This is a genomic window from Xiashengella succiniciproducens (genome assembly GCF_023674465.1).
Lineage (GTDB): Bacteria > Bacteroidota > Bacteroidia > Bacteroidales > Marinilabiliaceae > Geofilum > Geofilum succiniciproducens.
In genome coordinates this window covers 1,932,683-1,951,979 of sequence record NZ_CP098400.1, presented here as the reverse complement: position 1 = coordinate 1,951,979, position 19,297 = coordinate 1,932,683, and the positions used below count along the sequence as shown (strand labels likewise).

The window sequence follows — 19,297 nt, the reverse complement described above, 5'->3', positions numbered from 1 at the left end:
CAGGCAAACATACAAAAAATCCTTAGTAACACGTCTGTTAATGTTTGTACTATTTTTCTGCCCATATAGTTACATTACAGGCCCCGTTTTTACGCATTTATTTAGGGGGAAAGGCGTATAATTAGTAGTCGGATGGTACAAGGATGGTAAAAATGTATATTTTTGTGCTATTCGGCATATAAATTAAAGCCAACCCTATTCTTCAAGTTATCAAATTATCAAAATGAGAGTATTAAAATTCGGAGGCACTTCAGTAGGCTCTGCGGAAGCCATTGCCAGAGTGAAAGATATTGTCGCTTCGTTGAAGGATGAAGCCGTTGTAATAGTAGTTTCTGCCCTTGGCGGAGTAACGGATCGTCTTATACGAATGGCAAATATGGCATGCGAGGGGGACGAAGCCTGCATTAGTGAGTTGCAATTGATAATTAATACTCATGAGGAACTTATTAATAATTTGTTTGAAAGTGAAAATGCTGCCGAGGTACGAGCATTGGTTAGTTCCGAAATAGAGGAGTTGGATACCCTGGTAAAAGGGGTCTTTTTGATTCGTGAGCTCAGCAGGAAGAGCCTTGACAGGATTTCAGGCATGGGAGAGAGGCTGTCTTCCAGGATTATTGCCAGCTACCTTGGTGCCAACTGGTATGACAGCAGGAATTATATCAAGACCTCTTTCGAGTTTGGTAGAAACCAGGTTGTTTACGAAAAATCAGAGCAGCTGCTTAGCAAACTGAAGGGTTCGCTGGGTCGTCTGTCTCTGTTTCCCGGTTTTATCAGCAGCAATGGAAAGGGGGAGAGCACAACTCTCGGCAGGGGTGGTTCGGATTATACAGCATCGCTGTTAGCTGCCGCTTTTGATGCGGATGTACTTGAGATATGGACAGATGTTGATGGTTTTATGACAGCAGATCCCAAGGTTATAAGCCGTGCCTATTGCATTGATCACCTGAGTTATTCCGAAGCAATGGAGTTATCTCATTTCGGTGCTAAAGTTATCTATCCGCCAACTATTATTCCTGCCTATAGAAATAAGATACCTATCAGGATAAAGAATACATTCAATCCTTCAGCAAAAGGTACACTGATAAGCGAGCAGTCAGAGAGTGGAGCAAGACAAATCAAGGGTATCTCTTCAATTAAGGATGTCACCCTTATTACAGTTCAGGGCATTGGCATGGTCGGTGTTCCAGGCATTTCTATGCGTCTGTTTTCCTGCCTTGCCAGGGTTGAGGTCAACGTTGTCCTGATTTCTCAGGCATCGTCTGAAAACAGTATAAGTATGGTGATTGACTCAAGTCGTTCGGATGTTGCGGTCAGAGCCATCAGGGAGGAATTCAAGCCAGAACTTGACAAGAAGCAGATCAGTCGTATCATGCAGGAGGATGAGATGGCTGTAATAGCAATAGTAGGCGAGAAGATGAAGCAAACTACCGGTATTGCCGGACAACTGTTCAATAGTGTTGGTAAGAATGGTGTTAACATCTATGCTATAGCCCAGGGAGGATCTGAAATCAACATATCCTTTGTAATAAAGGAAAAGGATCTTCGTAAGGCCTTAAATGCAATTCACGAGGCGTTCTTCCTGTCTCAATATCAGAGACTGAATCTATTCCTTGCAGGAAAAGGAACAGTGGGAAGTAAGGTGTTGGACAAGATCAGTACCCAGGCTCAAAAGCTTATGGCTGACAATCGCCTAAGGATAAGGCTAGTGGGAATTGCAGGCAGCAGGTCTATGATTCTGAATCGTGAAGGACTGTATCCCGATACCGTTATTCAACAACTGGAAAAGGAAGGTGTGCCTGGATGCATAAATGACTTCAAGAACAAGATTATTGAGATGAACGTGGCCAACAGTGTATTTGTGGATTGTACGGCAAGTGAAGAGGTTGCAGATATCTACCTACAACTGCTGGAAGCCAACATCTCTGTGGTTACAGCCAATAAGATAGCCAGTTCATCTTCCTACCAACATTACAGTAGGTTAAAACGTACGGCTGCAGAGAAAGGTGTTAAGTTTTACTTTGAAACTAATGTAGGAGCCGGCTTACCTGTAATATCCCCAATCAATGACCTTGTAAGGAGTGGTGACAGGATAGTGAGACTGCAGGCAGTACTTTCGGGTACGCTCAACTACATAGTAAATGAGATGTCGGAAATCAAGCCGCTGTCAGAGGTTATACTTGAGGCCAAGCAAAAGGGCTATAGCGAACCGGATCCAAGGATAGACCTGAGCGGTACTGATGTAGTGCGAAAGCTCTTAATTCTTGCCCGTGAGTCAGGTTACAAGCTGGAGCAGGAAGATGTGGAAGTAGAACCCTTTGTCCCTGTTGAATACCTTAGCCAACCAAGCCTTGAAGATTTTATGGAAAAGGTAAAGGAGCTCGACGAGCTGTTTGAAGACAGAAGACAGAGACTGTATTTGGAAGGCAAGCGATTACGCTATGCCGCCAGTCTTGAAGATGGAAAGGCCAAGGTTGGAATGGTGGAAGTTGACAAAACACATCCTTTCTACGAACTTGAAGGCAGTAATAATATAATCCTGATATGGTCGGAAAATTACAACCTGCATCCCATGCAGATCAAGGGCTACGGAGCCGGAGCCGATGTGACGGCTTCGGGAGTCTTTGCCGACATCATCAAGGTAGCTAATGTGTAAGAAAAAAGCGGCTGCAAGGCCGCTTTTTTTATGATGACATGCTCTGTAAAAGTTGGTAGCTATCAGGAGATTTACTTTTTGAAAATAAAGTACACTGCCAAAACAAGGAAGAATAAGCCCACAAAGTGGTTCCACCTTAGTGGTTCTGACTTGAATACAAGAATTGAAATTATAGCAAAGACTGTAAGAGATATCACCTCCTGAATAACCTTTAGTTCAAGAAGATTAAAAGGCCCTCCGTTTTCACGAAAGCCAATACGATTGGCCGGGACCTGGAACATATACTCGAACAGGGCTATTCCCCAGCTAATCAGGATTATTGCCACCAGGCCCAGGTTTTGCGACCATTTCATTTCATGAAACTTCAAATGGCCGTACCAGGCAAAGGTCATAAAGGCATTTGAGATAATCAGAAAAAGTACTGTAAAGAACCCCTTTGCTAACATATTTGCAGTTTTAAAGCCGCAAATATATCACATGGCCATGATATTAGGTATGGCTTTTTGATGAAAAAAGGATAAATGTGATAACTGTCTGTTAATTAAGCTTTATCAGTTTACCAGAAGCCTTCATCATGTTGTTTTTGACCTGTTCAAAGTCGATCTCGGGATCGCCTTTGAAATACACGTTGCCGGTAGAGTACACTCTTACCAGCAGCTTCTCCTCAGCACACAGGTAAATGTCCCCATAAGCTTTTTGTGTTACCTCGCAGGACTTTGATTGCAGTTTATCCGCTATAATATCACAACCTCCCTCAAGATGGTAGTAGGCATTGTTGACCTGACCTCCGATATTGTGGTGTGTCTTGTTGACACCACCATAGACCGAGAGATGGAACTCATCACCTTTCAGAATAAAGTCCCCAGTTGTATAAAGCCCCTTCCCATTGACCACTATGCTAAGCGATGTAATGTCAAGGGTATCACCATTGGTAGTTATTTTGCAGGGTGAGTTTGTATCTATCCTTTTGAACGAAGGTGAATATACATATAGGTTGGCTATCTTACTTTCCTGGAGAATCTCGGTTTTGTTGTGCTTGATAAAGAGTCTGCCGTCCTGGTTGTAAAGTCTGTAGCCCTCAACGATGAAATCCATACCACTAAGGTGCATATAGCTGCTGTCACTGTTTACAAGAATCAACCTGATCGGAGCCCAGATCTCAATTTCTTCAGCTCCTTCCCAGGCAATATCCTTGCTTACTATATCACCGGTTTTGTTCATCTCGGTAATATATTCACATGAAGCTAATCCTATTAGTATCGCAAATATGTAGGCCAGTCTTTTGATCATTTCAGATTCTTGTTATTATCTGTATCTAAGTCTGTAACCAAGTCCGAATTCTATAAATTCGGCCGTGAAGAAGTTGGCTTTTATCCCAAAGTGCGCCAGCCACTGGTCTGTTATCTTCTTTCTTATTCCAAGCCTTGCGTATAAAGGCTGACGTGGTTCTGTTTTGTAAAAGATATAAGCCCCCAGGGACATAAACAATGAACTGCTACCCAAATGTGACTCCATAGTTCCAAAAACTCCGGCATATAATTCTTCATACAGCGAATAATCCCGACTCTCGTCAAGATCTTGAAACATATTGTAAGCATAGGGAGCACCACCAAACTTGATAAGGTCTAGTCCTATACCATAGGCTTTGGAGCGGGTCTTGTACCACAGGTGAGTTGCTGTAATACTACCTGACCAATAAATCGTAGGGTTATAGGCAGCAGCCTGGTTACGGCCAACACCAAGGGTAAACAGCCATTCGCGAGAATCGTCAGCAGGCACCTTCCTGTCCACATATTCGGGCTCCTGAAAGGGCACCAGCTCATAGATCAGTCCAAAGTCAATCGCCGCAGTATTAATCCCGTTGTTGGGCTTGCGTGACGAACCGTTGCTCATATGATTAAGCGCAAACGATGTGGAAAGTGAAAACCTGTCGGTGATGGGGTAATGCAGACGTAGTCCCAGACCCACATAGGCATTCAGGTGTGATCCGAAAACAGTGTTGTATGTGTTTTCCCCCACTTTGAATGGTTTAGTGGCATAGCCAAGACCTAGGGCAACCTTGTACCTGGCCTGCAAGCGTCCAATCTGGAACAACCTATAATTGATGTAGGGATAGATGGCAAACCCTTCACCGTAAATGTCGGAACGGCCAAAAGTGCTATACCAGAACCCAACACCTGTTTCCGGCCGGTTGAGATAGGTTTCCCAAAGTTGCTCTTTATGACGCTGACGTATAATATTAATCTCAGTACCCCGAGCATAATCATCGATAAGGTAGGTCATACTTGTGTGGTGGGGAATGACTATACCATGATGGTATTTTACCTCAAAAGCAATGCGGGTACTGTCTTCTTTTGTTTCAGCAAAAATACTGGCGGACACAGAATACAGTGCCGCCAGTATTATCAGATATCTATGTCTGTAATTTCTGTTTATAAAAATCACAACTGACAATTATAGTTACTTCTATTCAAGATAGGTATAACCATACAGACCTGAACGGTAGTTTGAAAGGAATTCCTTTCCTTCTTCAGCAGAGATCTTACCAGCCTTAACTGATGAGGTAACCCATGTCTCTACTGTCCTAACGAGCTTTTTGGGACTGTATTGTACGTATTCGAGAACTTCGGCAACGGTTTCACCGTCGATAACCTGCTCAATGCTATATCCATCCTCATCAACAGATACGTGAACAGCATTGGTGTCACCAAAGAGGTTGTGAAGGTCACCCAGGATTTCCTGATATGCACCTACAAGGAACACACCTACATAATAAGGGTCCTTGGCCTTGAGCGGGTGAACCGGCAGGAAGTGGCTGATATTACGGGTAGCAATAAAGTTGTCTATCTTACCGTCCGAGTCACAGGTGATATCCTGAAGTGTTGCATTCCTTGACGGCTTCTCCTCCAGTCTGTGTATCGGCATAATTGGAAATATCTGGTCGATAGCCCATGAATCCGGTAATGACTGAAACAGTGAGAAATTACAGAAATACTTGTCAGCAAGTAGCTTTGACAAGTTTCTGAACTCATCAGGAACATGCTTTAGCTCGGTAGTTATTAGGTTGATCTCGTTTGCTATAGACCAGAACAGACGTTCCACCTTGGCCCTTGTAATAAGGTCAAGAACACCCAGACTATAACGGTCCAGTGCTTCCTCCCTGATCTGCAGAGCATCGTGCCAGGTCTCCATCATTCGGGGCTGGTTGATGTTTTCCCACAGGGTATACATCTCTTTTACCAGTTCATGGTCACTATCAGTGATTTCTTCCTCTTCATTCCACATCGGAGGAGAGGTAGCTTCCAAAACTTCGAATACCAAAACTGCGTGGTGCGCTGTAAGTGAGCGTCCAGACTCAGTAATCACATTGGGGTGAGGGATATCGTTCTTGTCTGCCGCATCTACAAAGTGAGAAATTGAGTCATTGACATACTCTTGTATTGTATAGTTGACACTGCTCTCACTGTTGGATGAACGAGTACCGTCATAGTCAACACCAAGTCCGCCACCAATATCAACAAAGCTGATGTTGAAGCCCAACTTATGGAGTTGAACATAAAACTGCGCAGCTTCTCTTAGTGCTGTTTTAATCCTGCGAATCTTGGTTACCTGACTGCCGATATGAAAGTGAATCAAGGCCAGGCAATCCTCCATCTTCTGACGCTTTAGAAAATCAAGTGCTTCAAGCAGTTCGCTGGAAGTAAGACCAAACTTGGAGCTGTCTCCACCTGAGTCTTCCCATTTACCACTACCACTACTTGCAAGTTTGATACGAATGCCAATATTTGGTCTGATCTGCAGTCGTTTTGCTATTTTGGCAATAAGGCGCAGCTCATTAAGTTTTTCAACTACTATGAAAATGCGCTTACCCATCTTCTGAGCTAGCAGTGCCAATTCGATATAATCTTCGTCCTTATATCCGTTGCATATAATAACCGAGTTGGTCTCAGTATTGATGGCCAACACAGCATGCAGTTCCGGTTTGGAGCCTGCCTCCAGACCGATATTAAACTTTTTGCCGTGGCTCACTATTTCCTCCACGACCTGACGCATTTGGTTAACCTTGATTGGATAGATCAGGAAGTTCTGACCCTTGTAGTTGTACTCTTCGGCAGCTTTCTTAAAGCAATGTGATATGGACTCAATCCTATCATCCAATATATCAGGAAAACGGAGAAGTACAGGATTGGATACATCCCTAACCATAAGCTCATCCATAAGCTCCTTAAGTTCAACTGCAGCTCCTCCCTTCTTAGGAGTTACTATGACGTTGCCTTTCTCATTTATGGAGAAATAATCTACGCCCCAACCATTGATGTTGTAAAGCTCAGCAGAATCTTCAATACGCCATTTTCTCACTTTCGCATCTAATATTTAATGATTAAAAATAAAATGCGAAATAACCACTTTTTTATGAATATACCCAAATGAAACTCCCAAAATGCTCATTTTAATCCTGTATCTTTGTGACTGTTTTCTAAAGTATTCGCATTCCAGATTTGATTACCAGATATGAAGTTTGATAAGTACGGACTTATTCCCGCATTACGGGATAATCTTGAGAGGTTAGGATTCAAACGCCCCACAGATATTCAATACAAAGCAATATCTCCGATTTTGAAAGGAGAGGATGTGCTTGCCATCGCCCAGACGGGCACCGGAAAGACTGCAGCATTTGCTATACCGGTTATCCAGATAATGTCAACCAGGCCTCATTTGCCTGAACCAGGCAGTATGCGCTGCCTGGTAATGGTGCCGACTCACGAATTAGCAATTCAGATTGCCAATGTCTTCAAAGAGCTGGCAACAGGAACCGGACTTAAGGTTATCGGTTTGTACGGGGGTGTGGAACAGGATCCGCAGATTGCACACCTCAAAAATGGGGTTGATGTACTTGTAGCAACACCCGGTCGTATGTTTGACCTTGCTGCACAGAAGCACCTCAACTTTAAGTCAGTTCAGATCCTTATCCTGGATGAAGCTGACCATATGCTTGAGAAGGGTTTTTATAACGATATGCAGGATCTTGTCAGGCGCATTCCAAGGAGGCGCCAGACTTTGTTTTTCTCTGCCACAATCGACAAGACCATCAAGGATCTTGCATACAGCCTTGTAAATAAACCCGTCCGCATTCAGATATCTCCCAAAGACCCGGTTTCCAAAAATGTCGATCACTCCCTGATGTATGTTGAGATGGACGACAAACGCTTTTTTCTTGAACGTATCATAAGAGAGCACCCTGAGAGTAAGATACTTGTATTTGTGCGGACCAAGGTTCGTGCCGAAAGGGTTGTGAAGGCAATGGAAAGGGTAGGCCTAAAGGCAGAGTCTATACATGGTGATCTGGCTCAGAAAGACCGGGCCAAGGTAATGGATCGTTTTCGCTCGGGCGAAAACAAGGTTCTCATTGCCACTGACGTTAGTGCCAGGGGCATTGATATTCCAAATGTTGAATATGTAGTCAACTATGACCTTCCGGATGATCCTGAGAACTATGTTCACCGTGTGGGACGAACAGGTCGCGGTACTAACCGAGGTATTGCTGTCTCATTCTGTGGCAGGGAGGAAAAGGAAAAACTTGAAGAGATAGAATCATATCTTGACAATCCAATAAAGGTACTGGAGCTGGATCCGACAGATTATGAGGCAACCATAGACTTTTCAAAGGATGCTAAGTACGACTGGAAATCTGTTGTTAACGAACTTATTGACTTCGAGGAAAAACCCAAAAAGAAAAAGAAATAACAGTTCCTTTATAATAAGCAACAAAGCTGCGGCTTTACTGTTACTCCTTAAAATTGATATTTCCAATTAATTATTTCACTACCTGAAATTGATTTAAATATGAGTTCTAACAGGAAAGGGGAGGCTCTGCAGTATCATGCTGAGGGCCGTCCGGGTAAGATCCAGGTTATACCTACAAAACCCTATACCACACAGCGCGACTTAGCGCTTGCTTATTCGCCTGGCGTAGCCGAGCCTTGTCTTGAGATTGAGAAAGACCCTCAGCATGCGTATGACTACACTACAAAGGGAAATCTGGTTGCCGTAATTTCAAATGGAACGGCCGTCCTTGGTTTGGGTGATATTGGCGCAATTGCCGGAAAGCCAGTGATGGAAGGAAAGGGATTGCTTTTTAAAATATTCGCAGATATTGATGTCTTTGATATAGAAATCGATGAGAAGGATCCCGACAAGTTTGTTCAGGTTGTTAAAGCTATCTCTCCAACCTTTGGCGGGATCAATCTTGAAGATATTAAGGCTCCAGAGTGCTTTGACATAGAAGAAAAGCTGAAAGCTCAGCTTGACATTCCTCTGATGCATGATGACCAGCACGGAACTGCAATTATATCAGGAGCTGCACTTATAAATGCGCTTGAACTGGCAGGCAAGAAGATAGAGGATGTTAAGATAGTTGTCAATGGTGCCGGAGCAGCAGCTTCTTCCTGTGCCTCCCTCTATATTCATCTTGGTGCAAAAAAGGAAAATATAGTAATGGTTGACAGCAAGGGGGTTATTTCGGTTCGCAGAAAGGATCTTAATGATCGCAAGAAACCCTTTGCAACAGCCCTTAATGTAGATACGCTTGAAGAAGCCGTGAAGGGATGTGACGTATTCCTGGGCCTCTCAGTTGCCAATGTCCTTACTAAGGAGATGGTGAGAAGCATGGCCGACAATCCTATTGTGTTTGCACTGGCAAATCCGGAACCTGAGATATCCTATGATGATGCAATGGCTTCGCGTCCTGATATAATATTCGCTACAGGACGAAGTGACTATCCCAACCAGGTTAACAATGTGCTTGGATTCCCCTATATCTTCCGTGGTGCACTTGATGTCCGTGCTACCGGTATCAACGAAGAGATGAAGGTGGCTGCTGCAATTTCGATCGCACAGCTAACCAAGGAACCAGTTCCCGATGTTGTTGCACTGGCCTATGATGATGCAAAGCTGAGCTATGGACGCAACTATATTATCCCCAAACCGCTGGATCCAAGACTGCTGGTAACAGTTGCACCTGCGGTTGCAAAGGCTGCAATTGAAAGTGGTGTGGCACGCAAGACAATAACTGACTGGGAAGAGTATAAGGATGAGCTTCGTGGCAGAATGGGTATTGACAACAGGCTGATGCGAAGCCTGACTGAGATGGCCAAGAAGAAGTCCAAGCGAATTGTCTTTGCAGAGGCAAATCATGCCAATATGCTAAAGGCTGCTCAGATTGCAAAGAATGAAGGTCTTTGTATCCCAATACTGCTGGGTAATGAGGAAAGGCTTCAAAAGCTTATTGATGAACTGGAACTTGATATGACTGGTGTAGAGATCATCAATATGCGCCACGATCGCGAAGAGGCAAGACGCAGACGTTATGCACAAGCTCTTGCCAATAAGAGACAGCGCGATGGAATGACCTATGCCGAGGCCTATGAAAAGATGTATGACCGCAATTACTTTGGTATTGCAATGGTTGAGGCAGGTGAAGCAGATGCATGTTTGACAGGTACCTATACCAAGTATGACGATGCCATCAAGCCAGCTATTGAAATCGTGGGTATTCGTGAAGGCCTTAGCCATATTGCCGGCCTTAACATAGTTCACAATAAGCTGGGAACCTTCTTCTTTTCAGACACGCTTATAAATAACCACCCCAATGCTCAAACACTGAAGGATATTGCATTGCTGACACATAAGACAGTACAACTATTCAATATTACTCCTGTAATGGCTATGTTGTCCTACTCCAATTTCGGTGAAAGAAATTCAGGTAGTCCTGCAATGGTACGTGGAGTAGTTGCCGACATCCACAACGAGCGCCCTGATATACTTATCGACGGAGAGATGCAGGTCAACTATGCCCTCGACAAGAAGTTGAGACATGAGATGTTCCCCTTCTCCAAGATCGACAATATGGATGTCAACACCCTGATATTTCCAAACCTGAGTTCGGCAAATATCTCCTACAAGATGATGCTCGAAATCGGGATGAGTGAAACTATAGGTCCGATCCAGATGGGACTTAAGAAGCCGATACACATTCTTAATATTGAAAGTTCAGTACGCGACATCCTCAACATGGTAATTATTGCCGCAGTTGATGCAATCTTTGAGGAAGAGGGTAAGATTGAGTAATAAGGTAGTATATAAGGTTGCAAATATAGCCAATAGTTAAAAAGAGAAAGCCGCAAAATTCTGTTGATCAGAAATTTTGCGGCTTTTCTTTGTGATCCGGGCGGGATTCGAACCCACGACCCACAGCTTAGAAGGCTGTTGCTCTATCCAGCTGAGCTACCGGACCCCTTATTTTTTCGGTGTGCAAATATAGGAAAATTTGAGTGAGCGCCAAATATTGATAAATCAAATCTCTTTTTTGCTGCGAAATATTTTTATTCCCGCGCACTCAGAATTGCTATCATCGAAATAATGAGGAGCAGACAACTCAATACGTACGTTCATCGTGTTATTGATTACAAACAACTGAGAATCCTTGAAAGAGTCGCTTGCGTTGTCGTAAAGGACAGTATTATTGTTATCTACAGATATAAGTCGGAAATGGATGTTACCTAGACGGTTTTTGCCGCATACTGAGATAAAGTATTCGGAGTTGCCATAAAAGGTCTGTGTGATTACAACCTTTCTGCCTTTTCGCATGGATACGGAGCGCGACAATGAACTGGCTTCAAACTGTGCAGGGGCAGATGCACAGCGCTTGTCAAAGCCTGTGCATCGTTGACCATGGACAGGCACAAAAAAGGCTGTTAAGGTGAATATTAGTAGTAATTTGATAACTGGTGCTTTCATCTTATTAAGTCTTTTTCTTTATGGCTATTTAACCCATTTGGCTCTAAGGTCATTGACAGCCTTGTGTATTATGTCAATTGATGCCGGCTTCAGAGTAGGTTTTGTACTTCCAAGCACTACTGCGCCATCATTCCTTTTATCAGCACTAGTAGTTGCATCCTGAGTGGGTATTTCGTCAAAAGCAGCATAGAGGTCCTTCATATCTCCCAATATTTTCTTCTTTTGGGATTCATTGAGGTATTTGTTGCTCATTGTTTCAAGCTGCTCAAGAATCATCTTTTGTTCCCATACTCTCATCCTGAAAGCGTCTTCCTTAATCTTAGAATCCCTTGAATTAAGGGCCAGGTATAGGGCTTCAACAACACCACCTGCTGAAATCGTTGCATATTCTCCAAAACGACCTGCATCATGCAGGCTTGAGATTACTACGAGATACATCTCATCGTAAAGGGCATTAATTGAGTCCAGATTATCCAGACTACGTAATAATCTTTCACCTATATTCAGAATCTCGGGAGGAAAGATATTCATGCTTTTACCCATGGACTCAGTTACCTCGAAGAAGCGTAGGGCTGTACCACTCTGTTCAAAACTTACAGCATATGCCATATCAGCCAGGTAGATACCAAAAGCAAGCATCTGATCTGTAGAGGTCTGATAATGACTGCTATTGTCAGGGTTGGTTAGCAATGATGGGGTATAACTTATTTCGTTGTTGTGTATGTAACTAAGTATTTCATCCGGAGATGGAATTGCATAATACTCAATTACCTCTGTCTGGCCGCTTTGCTGTGCGGCAGCATTTGTTGCTACAGCCAATCCTGCAAAAATTATTACAGCCAGCAGACATACTTTTAAAATCTCTCTCATAACCTAAGGTGTTTGTTTTACCTATTTGGGCAATCAGCCTCTTATTCAATATATAATGAAAAATCTATTACTATTCCCTGAGAATCATCTCTGTTGGCAACTGACAGTTTTCCAAGATGGGACTCGGCTATCATTGCAGCAAAGTTGAGTGATTGCCCGGGGTAGAAGTTGTCCAGGTACGAACTTATCTCTTGTTCTGAAACACTTGCACCATTGTCCTTGAATATGATTGATATTCCTCTGGTGTTGCTTCTCACGTCAATATCGATTGATGCATCAGGCAGGTTTCTTTCCATAAAGAAGTCTAGAATTATAACCATAGCAGCTTTGAGAAGTTGGCTTTCACCTGTAATGAATACCGACCTCGAGCTAGTCTGATTATTAATATGGATCATCTTGCGACGTATCTTATCGTCAAGGCTAAACATGGCAAAGCCAATCAGCTTGCCTGCATCAACACGTTCCGGCTTAAGCACGGATCCCAGGCTTTGCAGTTCTGATATTCTCAGTGCAGCATTTACAAAAATCTCAATCTTGGACATTGAGTGGTCAATGTGGTCAACAAGCTGGGCCACTTTCTTGGAATCCACCTTGTACTTGATAACCTGAAGCATAGCAGTAATCTCATTGAGAGCACCCGACAGCTCGCTACCAAGTATATCGAGAAACTGTTGCTTGGACTTTTCCAGACGACTAAGTTCCTCGTTTGTCCTTTTCAGCTCATTAACAGATAACTCAAGTTCCTTGTTTACTTTCGCCAGGTCAAGCGTCTTGTCTGTATTGCCAAGTAGAGTACGATATGATTTCAGATCCAGATGATTCCTTACCTTTTTTAGTAGTTCCTTTGAGGAATAAGGCTTTGTAACATATATCATCACCCCCAACCTCGAATCCCATGGCAAGTTCCTTGCAGTCAGGGCGCGAAGTGGTGAATATCAGAGGAATCTCCCTGAATCGGGAATCTTCCTTTAATACCCGGCAAAGTTCGAAACTATCTGCGTTACTATCGGTAACGTCAATCAGAATCAGGTCAAAACCACCGTCTTCAAGACGGCCTCCGGCTGTCGTGAAGTCCATTACCGGCATTACTTGGTAGCCTTCTCCTGAAAGTATTGAAGAAGCCTCCTCTATATCTACGGAGTTGTTGTCAATTATCAAAATTCGCTTTTCGTTCATCAATCATCCCCTTATTGTATATTTCAATTTACGCAAATCTCAGTTAATTGTTTTGTTACCTTTCTTTTTTACTTAATTTTATTACTAAAGTTGTATTTTGTTCAATATTCTGTCTTTATATACATATGAAATTCGGTATAAACAGAACACCCGTTAAACCCGCACTTAGGATATCATTGATCTATTTCGTTGTCGGAGCCGGTTGGATATTGATATCTGACCGCATTAGCCTTCCCTCTGTCAAAAATGATGCCGATATGCAGGTCTTTCAGACCGTTAAGGGACTTCTATATGTTCTTTTGACTGCTGTATTTCTTTTTCTGCTTATCCACAGACAGGTTAGCCGTCAATACAATCTTATCCGTCTTCTCAAAAAGAACAACAAAGTAATGCGTTTTGGTCTTGCACGGCAAAATGAGCTTAATATCTTTCTGTTAGATAATCGCAATAAGGTGTTGCTAGGTTTGGGGCGGTGGATTATTCAAAGGAAGAAGGAGCTGAGAGAAAGTGCCGGTGAGAATGAACTAGAGTGGGTGGAAGATCCTGAGTCAAGGAAGAAAATTCAAGCCTTTCTTAAAAATGGAGCAGGCAAGAAGATATATCAGGAGGATCTGCTGGTTGATGGGAAGTTCTTACGATTCAGACTGATTTCATATCCATCAGAAAACAGTAAAGGAAGACTGCGCTTGCTTATAGTTGAGGATTTGACCCTCAAAAAGCAGTTGATAGATCAGGTTGCTGCTGAGCGAAATCAGGTGTCATTGCTGAGGCAAAGGCTTAGTAATGAAAGCACTATGCTTCGTATTCATCAGGCTAGATTCAGGATGCTGGCAGACAATCTAAACGAGGGTGTAGTAATCAGACAAACTGACCCGACTGGAAAGCCTGGGATTATTGAATATATAAATGATGCTGCAATCAGCTTTTTGGGTCTCAACAAGGAGAAGTTTTCTGCCGATGGATTATGGAACAGGTTTATGCCTGAGAAACCTGAGGAAAAAGAACTGCTTACCGGAAGGAGACCGGATATAAGTAGGCCAACTATTATTGAAGGATTACTGACGTTCCCTGAAGGGCACGTCAGAGTAATTGTAAGGACTGAATATATTAGCTCAGGATCTGCATCTTTTATGATGTACACTATTACAAGACTCTTTTCAAGAACCGTGACTTCCTCTGAGGATGATGTCAGGGTATATAATATGCTTGGTGCAGTCAATACCGGAGTAGTACTTGTAGATAGTAATTACAAGTGTTTTTACTGCAATCCTTCATTATTTCATATGCTTGGCAATCGCCGTCCGGTTAGTCTTCCGGCCAGCATAAGTGAAGTCTTGTCAGAGCCGCTGGAAACAGATTTCGAGACCCTGATTGAGGAGGCCTTTAGTGGTGATATCGTGGCATCACCCGACTTTCGTTTCCCGGCCAGAAGCGGGCATTGGTACAGTTTTGTACTTTATCCGGTACGTAATGAGAACGGGGTTGTAGATCATGTGATGGGTATTACTCATGATAATACTCTGCGCAGGGCTTATGAGGAGATGCTTGATCGTGCAAGTAGTCTTGCCGATAGCAGCAACCGACTCAAAACAGGTTTCCTTTCCAACCTGTCACATGAGGTGCGTACTCCAATGAACGGTATTCTAGGTTTTATAGAACTACTGGAGCAGGAAGAACTGACCGAAACTCAGAAATATCACATAGACCTGATCAGACGAAGCGGTGAAAAGCTGTTGTCTATTCTTGATGCCCTTGTTGAGATGGCAAAAATTGAAAATGAACAGGTTACCGTTGAAAAGAAGTGGACTGACATGAGCAGCCTTGTGGAAGAGGTTAATGATTATATGAAACAGAAGATTACCGAGAGTTCCAAAGCCATGGTTGAATCAAGGTGTGATTATGTTCCCGATCATGTACCAACCAGGATATATACTGATGGCAGTAAGCTTGTTCAGGTTCTTAAGCTCTTGATTGATAATGCTGTAAAGTTTACCCAGTGGGGTTATATTGAGTTTGGTATTGAAAGTACAAATGAAAACAGCGGTACAGTTAACCTATGGATAAAGGACACAGGTGTTGGTATCAGCGATGCATTCAAATACCAGATATTCCAGCCTTTTGTGACCTTCAAGGACTCAGAAAACGTGCTATATGGTGGTCTTGGTGTAGGTTTGAGTATTGCCAGAGGACTTGTAGAATTGCTTGGAGGTCAGATAGAAGTTGAATCGGAAGTTGGAAAGGGAAGCCGTTTCATTGTTACTCTTCCTCTGCAAATGGGTGAAGACAGTAAGGAAAATATTAAGATAGTACATGAAGGCTCTGAAAAGATAATGTTGGTACAATACGGTTTCCATTCAGTTAAGGAGCTTAGCAGAAAGCTTAGAAGCCACAATATTAAGGTTGTACATGCCAATGATGGAGTTTCTGCAATAGAGAAACTATTTGAAGAAAAGGATATTAGCCTGGTGATAACTGATATTAGATTGTCAGACATAGATGCCTTTGAATTGCTGCGTTCGCTAAGGAAAGTCAATCCAAAAGTGCCTGTAATTGCTCAGACATCATATTACCTGCCTGAGGAGAAGATACGATGTATAAATGAAGGCTTTGTGGATTACATGGTTAAACCGATAGACCCTTCCGCAGTTGCCAGAATACTTCGCATACCAGTATTCTCAATCTGATTTGCAACAAGATGCAACAAAGAACTTTGCCCGTTAGGGTCACGATGATAAAGAAAAAGGGGCTCTGCCAAGCCCCTTTTATTGTATTGACACTATCTTGATCAGTGCTTACAAGGTAGGCCTTCTCCATAGGACATAGGACAGCATCACTGCACTGATAAGCCATATTGCCATAATGTTGATTACATTACTTGGCACCAGGTAAGGCCCAAAGCGCTTGGCAGGTGAAAAGAGGTGAGAGCGTCCGAATCTATGATCCGGTATTGAATAGATGGGGGCCATCTTTCTGATAAATTCGGTCTTGCCAACTCTGACCTTCTCAATATTTTGCTCGTCGGTGACTAGTTGAACCACCTTTTTATTTGTTGTATTTCTCAATCTGTTAAACTCGTCGCTACCCATACCAGTTATCAGGTCATCCTTGCGCATCATACAATTGTCGTACACCTCACTGAGTTGGTTACGAACTTCGCTCACCCATTTGTCAAACTCAGCACCATCTATTATTCCGTCATTATACAATGACGAATAGTCCTTGCCAAGAGCATTTCCTATTTGGGTAATACCATTGATTATCAGTTTGAAGTCAGCAGAGTCACGAGTTAGAAAATGTGTTGTACTCCAGTTGTCTCTAAAGAAAGCCTTCTCGATCTCAGGCAGGAGGAAATTCTTCCTGTATGAGCTGTTGTTAAGCTCCATTTCTGCTTCAAAGAAGATATCGGCATATTCAGTATTGGTGTATAGACTAACCAAGATAGCATCGTATGCCCATCGTGATGCCATTACTTCACTGATTAATGGCACATATTTGTCTGATGCAAAAATTGGGTTAATCTTATTGAAGTCAATTACAGCACCAGAAAAAAGGATCTGTGGTATTAGGGCAAATGGTATTGCAGCATAAACAGAGGCTATGGTTTTGAAAAATTGCGACAGAGCAAGCCCCATAATGCAGGAACATACTGCAGAAGACCACATAACTAAAAAGAAATGAAGATTGCCGGATGGCCCCTGCAACACCCATCTGCTTACTACCACATACAGAAACATTTGTATGGCAGACAGCAACATAAGAAAACTCAGTTTTGCAAAAATATAGGCCGGATAGCTGAGGTGCAGAAAGGTCTCCCGCTTGAGGATTTTTCTGTCTTTGATAATCTCACCCGAACCATTCATGATTCCGATAAACAGAGCCACTATAACACTCATAAAGGTGTAAGCCGGGATATTGTCGTTACCATAGAAACTGTAAGAGTCCGAGAATGGAGGTGTATACCTTGAGAATAGGCTGAGCAATAGTGCCAGCAAGGGTGAGAGGAAGAGGGCAATAAGGAGGTAGGTGCGGTCTCCAAACTTGGTCTTTCCATTTCGGTTGAAATAAATCAAGTATTGCTTCAGACTCGAAGGTGTATTAATAGGGTAAGGGTGGAGAGGCAGTGGGTTGTCAACAGTCTTTCTCTCTTCTTCCATTGAGAACCTAAGAAACCTGCGATGCCATCTTTCCGGAGTAAATGCCCTTTTATGGCCACTGCGTTCGCTGGTGCTTATCCTGGTAGATTGCACCAGGTGGAAAATATCATCAGGGTTGACATTGCCGCAACTATGGCATTCATTCTCATGCGCATCAGCCAACTTAAGCGATTTCTTGAGGTAGGAGGGGCTTTGCATAGCGGGACCATAATATACGGCATAGCCTCCCTGGTCAAGAAAGAGGAGTTTGTCAAACATCTTGAAAACATCGCTCGAAGGCTGGTGGATGTTGAGAACTACCATATGACCCGAACGGGCATAACTTTTCAGAATCTGCATTATGTTCTCCGAATCAGCCGACGACAATCCTGAAGTAGGCTCATCAAGCAATAATATTCCGGGTTCCCTGATAAGTTCTATTGCAATATTTAGTCGTTTCCTTTGTCCACCGCTGATTATGCGGGACATGGCACTGCCCACCCTGAGGTTACGAATACTCATAAGGTCAAGGTCCTTTAGCACCTTTTCAACCTTCCGGGTCTTCTCCTCACTGCTCAGGTTACGATACGACAAACCTACTATGTAGTACAGGTTGTCAAAGGCTGTGAGTTCCTCTATCAGAGCATCCTCCTGGGGCACGTAGCCAATATATCCTTTTACCTTGTCGGGATTATCGAAGACGTTGACTCCGTTGAGGGTTACCTCTCCTTCGTATGGCTTACGTACTCCTGTCAGCATACCCATAAGAGTTGTCTTACCCGTACCACTTCCCCCCATTATTGCAGTAATCTCACCCGAATAGCATCTGAAGCTCATGGGACGGATCCCATAGGTTCCGTTGCTGAACTGATAGCTGATGTTATCTGCATGCAATACAAGGGGCTGACTGTCGTCATGAGGCGTCAGAGCCTTTTCAATATCATTGTAGTATATATTGATCTCCTCATCACAGCGTATCACTGCGCCTTTGGGCAGAACATATGAGCGTTTCTTGTACAGCTGCCTTTCGTTTATCTCAAACGAGGCTTCCCCACTGACCTTGAATAATATTGTATCAGTGGAATGTATCCTCAAAAAGACAAGCTGTCCTCCCAGGTTAGGCCTTATCAGAATAGAAACACCAGGAATGCTGAGTGCAGCATTGTCTGTAATGACAAGCATTGAATTAGCATCACTTACACTCTGGAAATTATCACTTCCGAAAGCTACGGCATCCCTGAAGTCGGTTTCAGATACCTCAAGCTTCTCAGCAATCTTCTCAATAAGTCTGAAAGAGTTGTTGTAATCCCTTATAAAACCTGCTCCTGCAACATAGGGTATGTAATCAATAAGATACAAAAGCACATACATCCTGTGGCTAATAGGGAGCTCTCTGCTAAGTATGTAGCAGTGGGCTTCAAGTTCTGATCTGAAAAACTTCTCAAAGGAAGCAGTGTCACTACTGTTTTTCCTGTCTATGTATTCGCGGATCCTGGTCTGACAGACGTCGAGCTGGCGCTCAACAGTAGGGCGACTAAACGAAGTGGTAAGATAAACCTCAAGAATATTGCTGATGAGGCTAAAGCCCTTACCTGGCTTGAATACTGCAACAAGTGCAAATAACGAAACTATCGAATCAAGTGCCTTTTCCTTCATGCTGCAGGAGTTA

At 43.1% G+C, this 19,297-nt stretch carries 13 protein-coding genes and 1 tRNA gene; 4 read left to right on the top strand and 10 right to left on the bottom strand.

What is annotated here, in order from left to right; all coding sequences use genetic code 11:
• Positions 1-223: 223 nt before the first annotated feature.
• Positions 224-2,653 carry a bifunctional aspartate kinase/homoserine dehydrogenase I gene (gene thrA, locus M9189_RS08275; protein WP_250722274.1) on the top strand — a complete coding sequence of 810 codons (2,430 nt, stop codon included), beginning with the start codon at positions 224-226 and terminating at the stop codon, positions 2,651-2,653.
• Positions 2,654-2,724: 71 nt separating this feature from the next.
• Here thrA and M9189_RS08270 read toward each other — a convergent pair whose 3' ends face one another.
• From M9189_RS08270 to speA, 4 genes are all read right to left on the bottom strand, one after another.
• The gene (locus M9189_RS08270; RefSeq protein WP_250722273.1) at positions 2,725-3,099 is read right to left on the bottom strand and encodes a DMT family protein; all 375 of its coding nucleotides are present in this window, start codon (positions 3,097-3,099) and stop codon (positions 2,725-2,727) included.
• Between the two features lie 91 nt (positions 3,100-3,190).
• Positions 3,191-3,943 (bottom strand): GIN domain-containing protein, encoded by a 753-nt coding sequence (locus tag M9189_RS08265; protein WP_250722272.1) that lies wholly within the window; start codon positions 3,941-3,943, stop codon positions 3,191-3,193.
• A gap of 15 nt (positions 3,944-3,958) precedes the next feature.
• The gene (locus M9189_RS08260) at positions 3,959-5,098 is read right to left on the bottom strand and encodes an acyloxyacyl hydrolase (RefSeq protein WP_250722271.1); all 1,140 of its coding nucleotides are present in this window, start codon (positions 5,096-5,098) and stop codon (positions 3,959-3,961) included.
• Between the two features lie 21 nt (positions 5,099-5,119).
• Complete coding sequence (gene speA, locus M9189_RS08255) at positions 5,120-7,012, bottom strand: biosynthetic arginine decarboxylase (RefSeq protein WP_250722270.1); 1,893 nt, start codon at positions 7,010-7,012, stop codon at positions 5,120-5,122.
• Positions 7,013-7,165: 153 nt separating this feature from the next.
• Between speA and M9189_RS08250 the strand changes: the two genes are divergently transcribed.
• Complete coding sequence (locus tag M9189_RS08250) at positions 7,166-8,398, top strand: DEAD/DEAH box helicase (protein WP_250722269.1); 1,233 nt, start codon at positions 7,166-7,168, stop codon at positions 8,396-8,398.
• A 99-nt stretch (positions 8,399-8,497) separates the two neighbouring features.
• Positions 8,498-10,780, top strand: a complete 2,283-nt coding sequence (locus M9189_RS08245) for an NADP-dependent malic enzyme (RefSeq protein WP_250722268.1) — start codon at positions 8,498-8,500, stop codon at positions 10,778-10,780.
• Positions 10,781-10,872: 92 nt separating this feature from the next.
• On the opposite strand, the gene M9189_RS08240 is transcribed toward M9189_RS08245, so the two are convergent.
• From M9189_RS08240 to M9189_RS08220, 5 genes are all read right to left on the bottom strand, one after another.
• Positions 10,873-10,946, bottom strand: a tRNA-Arg gene (locus M9189_RS08240).
• Between the two features lie 59 nt (positions 10,947-11,005).
• Positions 11,006-11,449 carry a hypothetical protein gene (locus M9189_RS08235; protein ID WP_250722267.1) on the bottom strand — a complete coding sequence of 148 codons (444 nt, stop codon included), beginning with the start codon at positions 11,447-11,449 and terminating at the stop codon, positions 11,006-11,008.
• Between the two features lie 24 nt (positions 11,450-11,473).
• Positions 11,474-12,319, bottom strand: a complete 846-nt coding sequence (locus M9189_RS08230; protein ID WP_250722266.1) for a hypothetical protein — start codon at positions 12,317-12,319, stop codon at positions 11,474-11,476.
• Positions 12,320-12,360: 41 nt separating this feature from the next.
• The gene (locus M9189_RS08225) at positions 12,361-13,194 is read right to left on the bottom strand and encodes an ATP-binding protein (protein ID WP_250722265.1); all 834 of its coding nucleotides are present in this window, start codon (positions 13,192-13,194) and stop codon (positions 12,361-12,363) included.
• Positions 13,082-13,495 (bottom strand): response regulator, encoded by a 414-nt coding sequence (locus M9189_RS08220; protein ID WP_250722264.1) that lies wholly within the window; start codon positions 13,493-13,495, stop codon positions 13,082-13,084. The genes M9189_RS08225 and M9189_RS08220 overlap by 113 nt, the downstream gene beginning before the upstream one ends.
• 125 nt (positions 13,496-13,620) lie before the next feature.
• Here M9189_RS08220 and M9189_RS08215 point away from each other — a divergent pair, with 125 nt between their 5' ends.
• Positions 13,621-16,179 carry a PAS domain-containing hybrid sensor histidine kinase/response regulator gene (locus M9189_RS08215; protein WP_250722263.1) on the top strand — a complete coding sequence of 853 codons (2,559 nt, stop codon included), beginning with the start codon at positions 13,621-13,623 and terminating at the stop codon, positions 16,177-16,179.
• Positions 16,180-16,287: 108 nt separating this feature from the next.
• On the opposite strand, the gene M9189_RS08210 is transcribed toward M9189_RS08215, so the two are convergent.
• Complete coding sequence (locus tag M9189_RS08210; RefSeq protein ID WP_250722261.1) at positions 16,288-19,284, bottom strand: ATP-binding cassette domain-containing protein; 2,997 nt, start codon at positions 19,282-19,284, stop codon at positions 16,288-16,290.
• Between the last annotated feature and the right edge of the window lie 13 nt (positions 19,285-19,297).

Excerpts from the sequence above, each read along its gene's own strand:
- thrA (WP_250722274.1), top strand. The coding sequence starts at position 224 with ATGAGAGTATTAAAATTCGGAGGCACTTCAGTAGGCTCTGCGGAAGCC.
- M9189_RS08270 (WP_250722273.1), bottom strand. The coding sequence starts at position 3,099 with ATGTTAGCAAAGGGGTTCTTTACAGTACTTTTTCTGATTATCTCAAAT.
- M9189_RS08265 (WP_250722272.1), bottom strand. The coding sequence starts at position 3,943 with ATGATCAAAAGACTGGCCTACATATTTGCGATACTAATAGGATTAGCT.
- M9189_RS08250 (WP_250722269.1), top strand. The coding sequence starts at position 7,166 with ATGAAGTTTGATAAGTACGGACTTATTCCCGCATTACGGGATAATCTT.
- M9189_RS08245 (WP_250722268.1), top strand. The coding sequence starts at position 8,498 with ATGAGTTCTAACAGGAAAGGGGAGGCTCTGCAGTATCATGCTGAGGGC.
- M9189_RS08235 (WP_250722267.1), bottom strand. The coding sequence starts at position 11,449 with ATGAAAGCACCAGTTATCAAATTACTACTAATATTCACCTTAACAGCC.
- M9189_RS08230 (WP_250722266.1), bottom strand. The coding sequence starts at position 12,319 with ATGAGAGAGATTTTAAAAGTATGTCTGCTGGCTGTAATAATTTTTGCA.
- M9189_RS08225 (WP_250722265.1), bottom strand. The coding sequence starts at position 13,194 with ATGATATATGTTACAAAGCCTTATTCCTCAAAGGAACTACTAAAAAAG.
- M9189_RS08220 (WP_250722264.1), bottom strand. The coding sequence starts at position 13,495 with ATGAACGAAAAGCGAATTTTGATAATTGACAACAACTCCGTAGATATA.
- M9189_RS08215 (WP_250722263.1), top strand. The coding sequence starts at position 13,621 with ATGAAATTCGGTATAAACAGAACACCCGTTAAACCCGCACTTAGGATA.
- M9189_RS08210 (WP_250722261.1), bottom strand. The coding sequence starts at position 19,284 with ATGAAGGAAAAGGCACTTGATTCGATAGTTTCGTTATTTGCACTTGTT.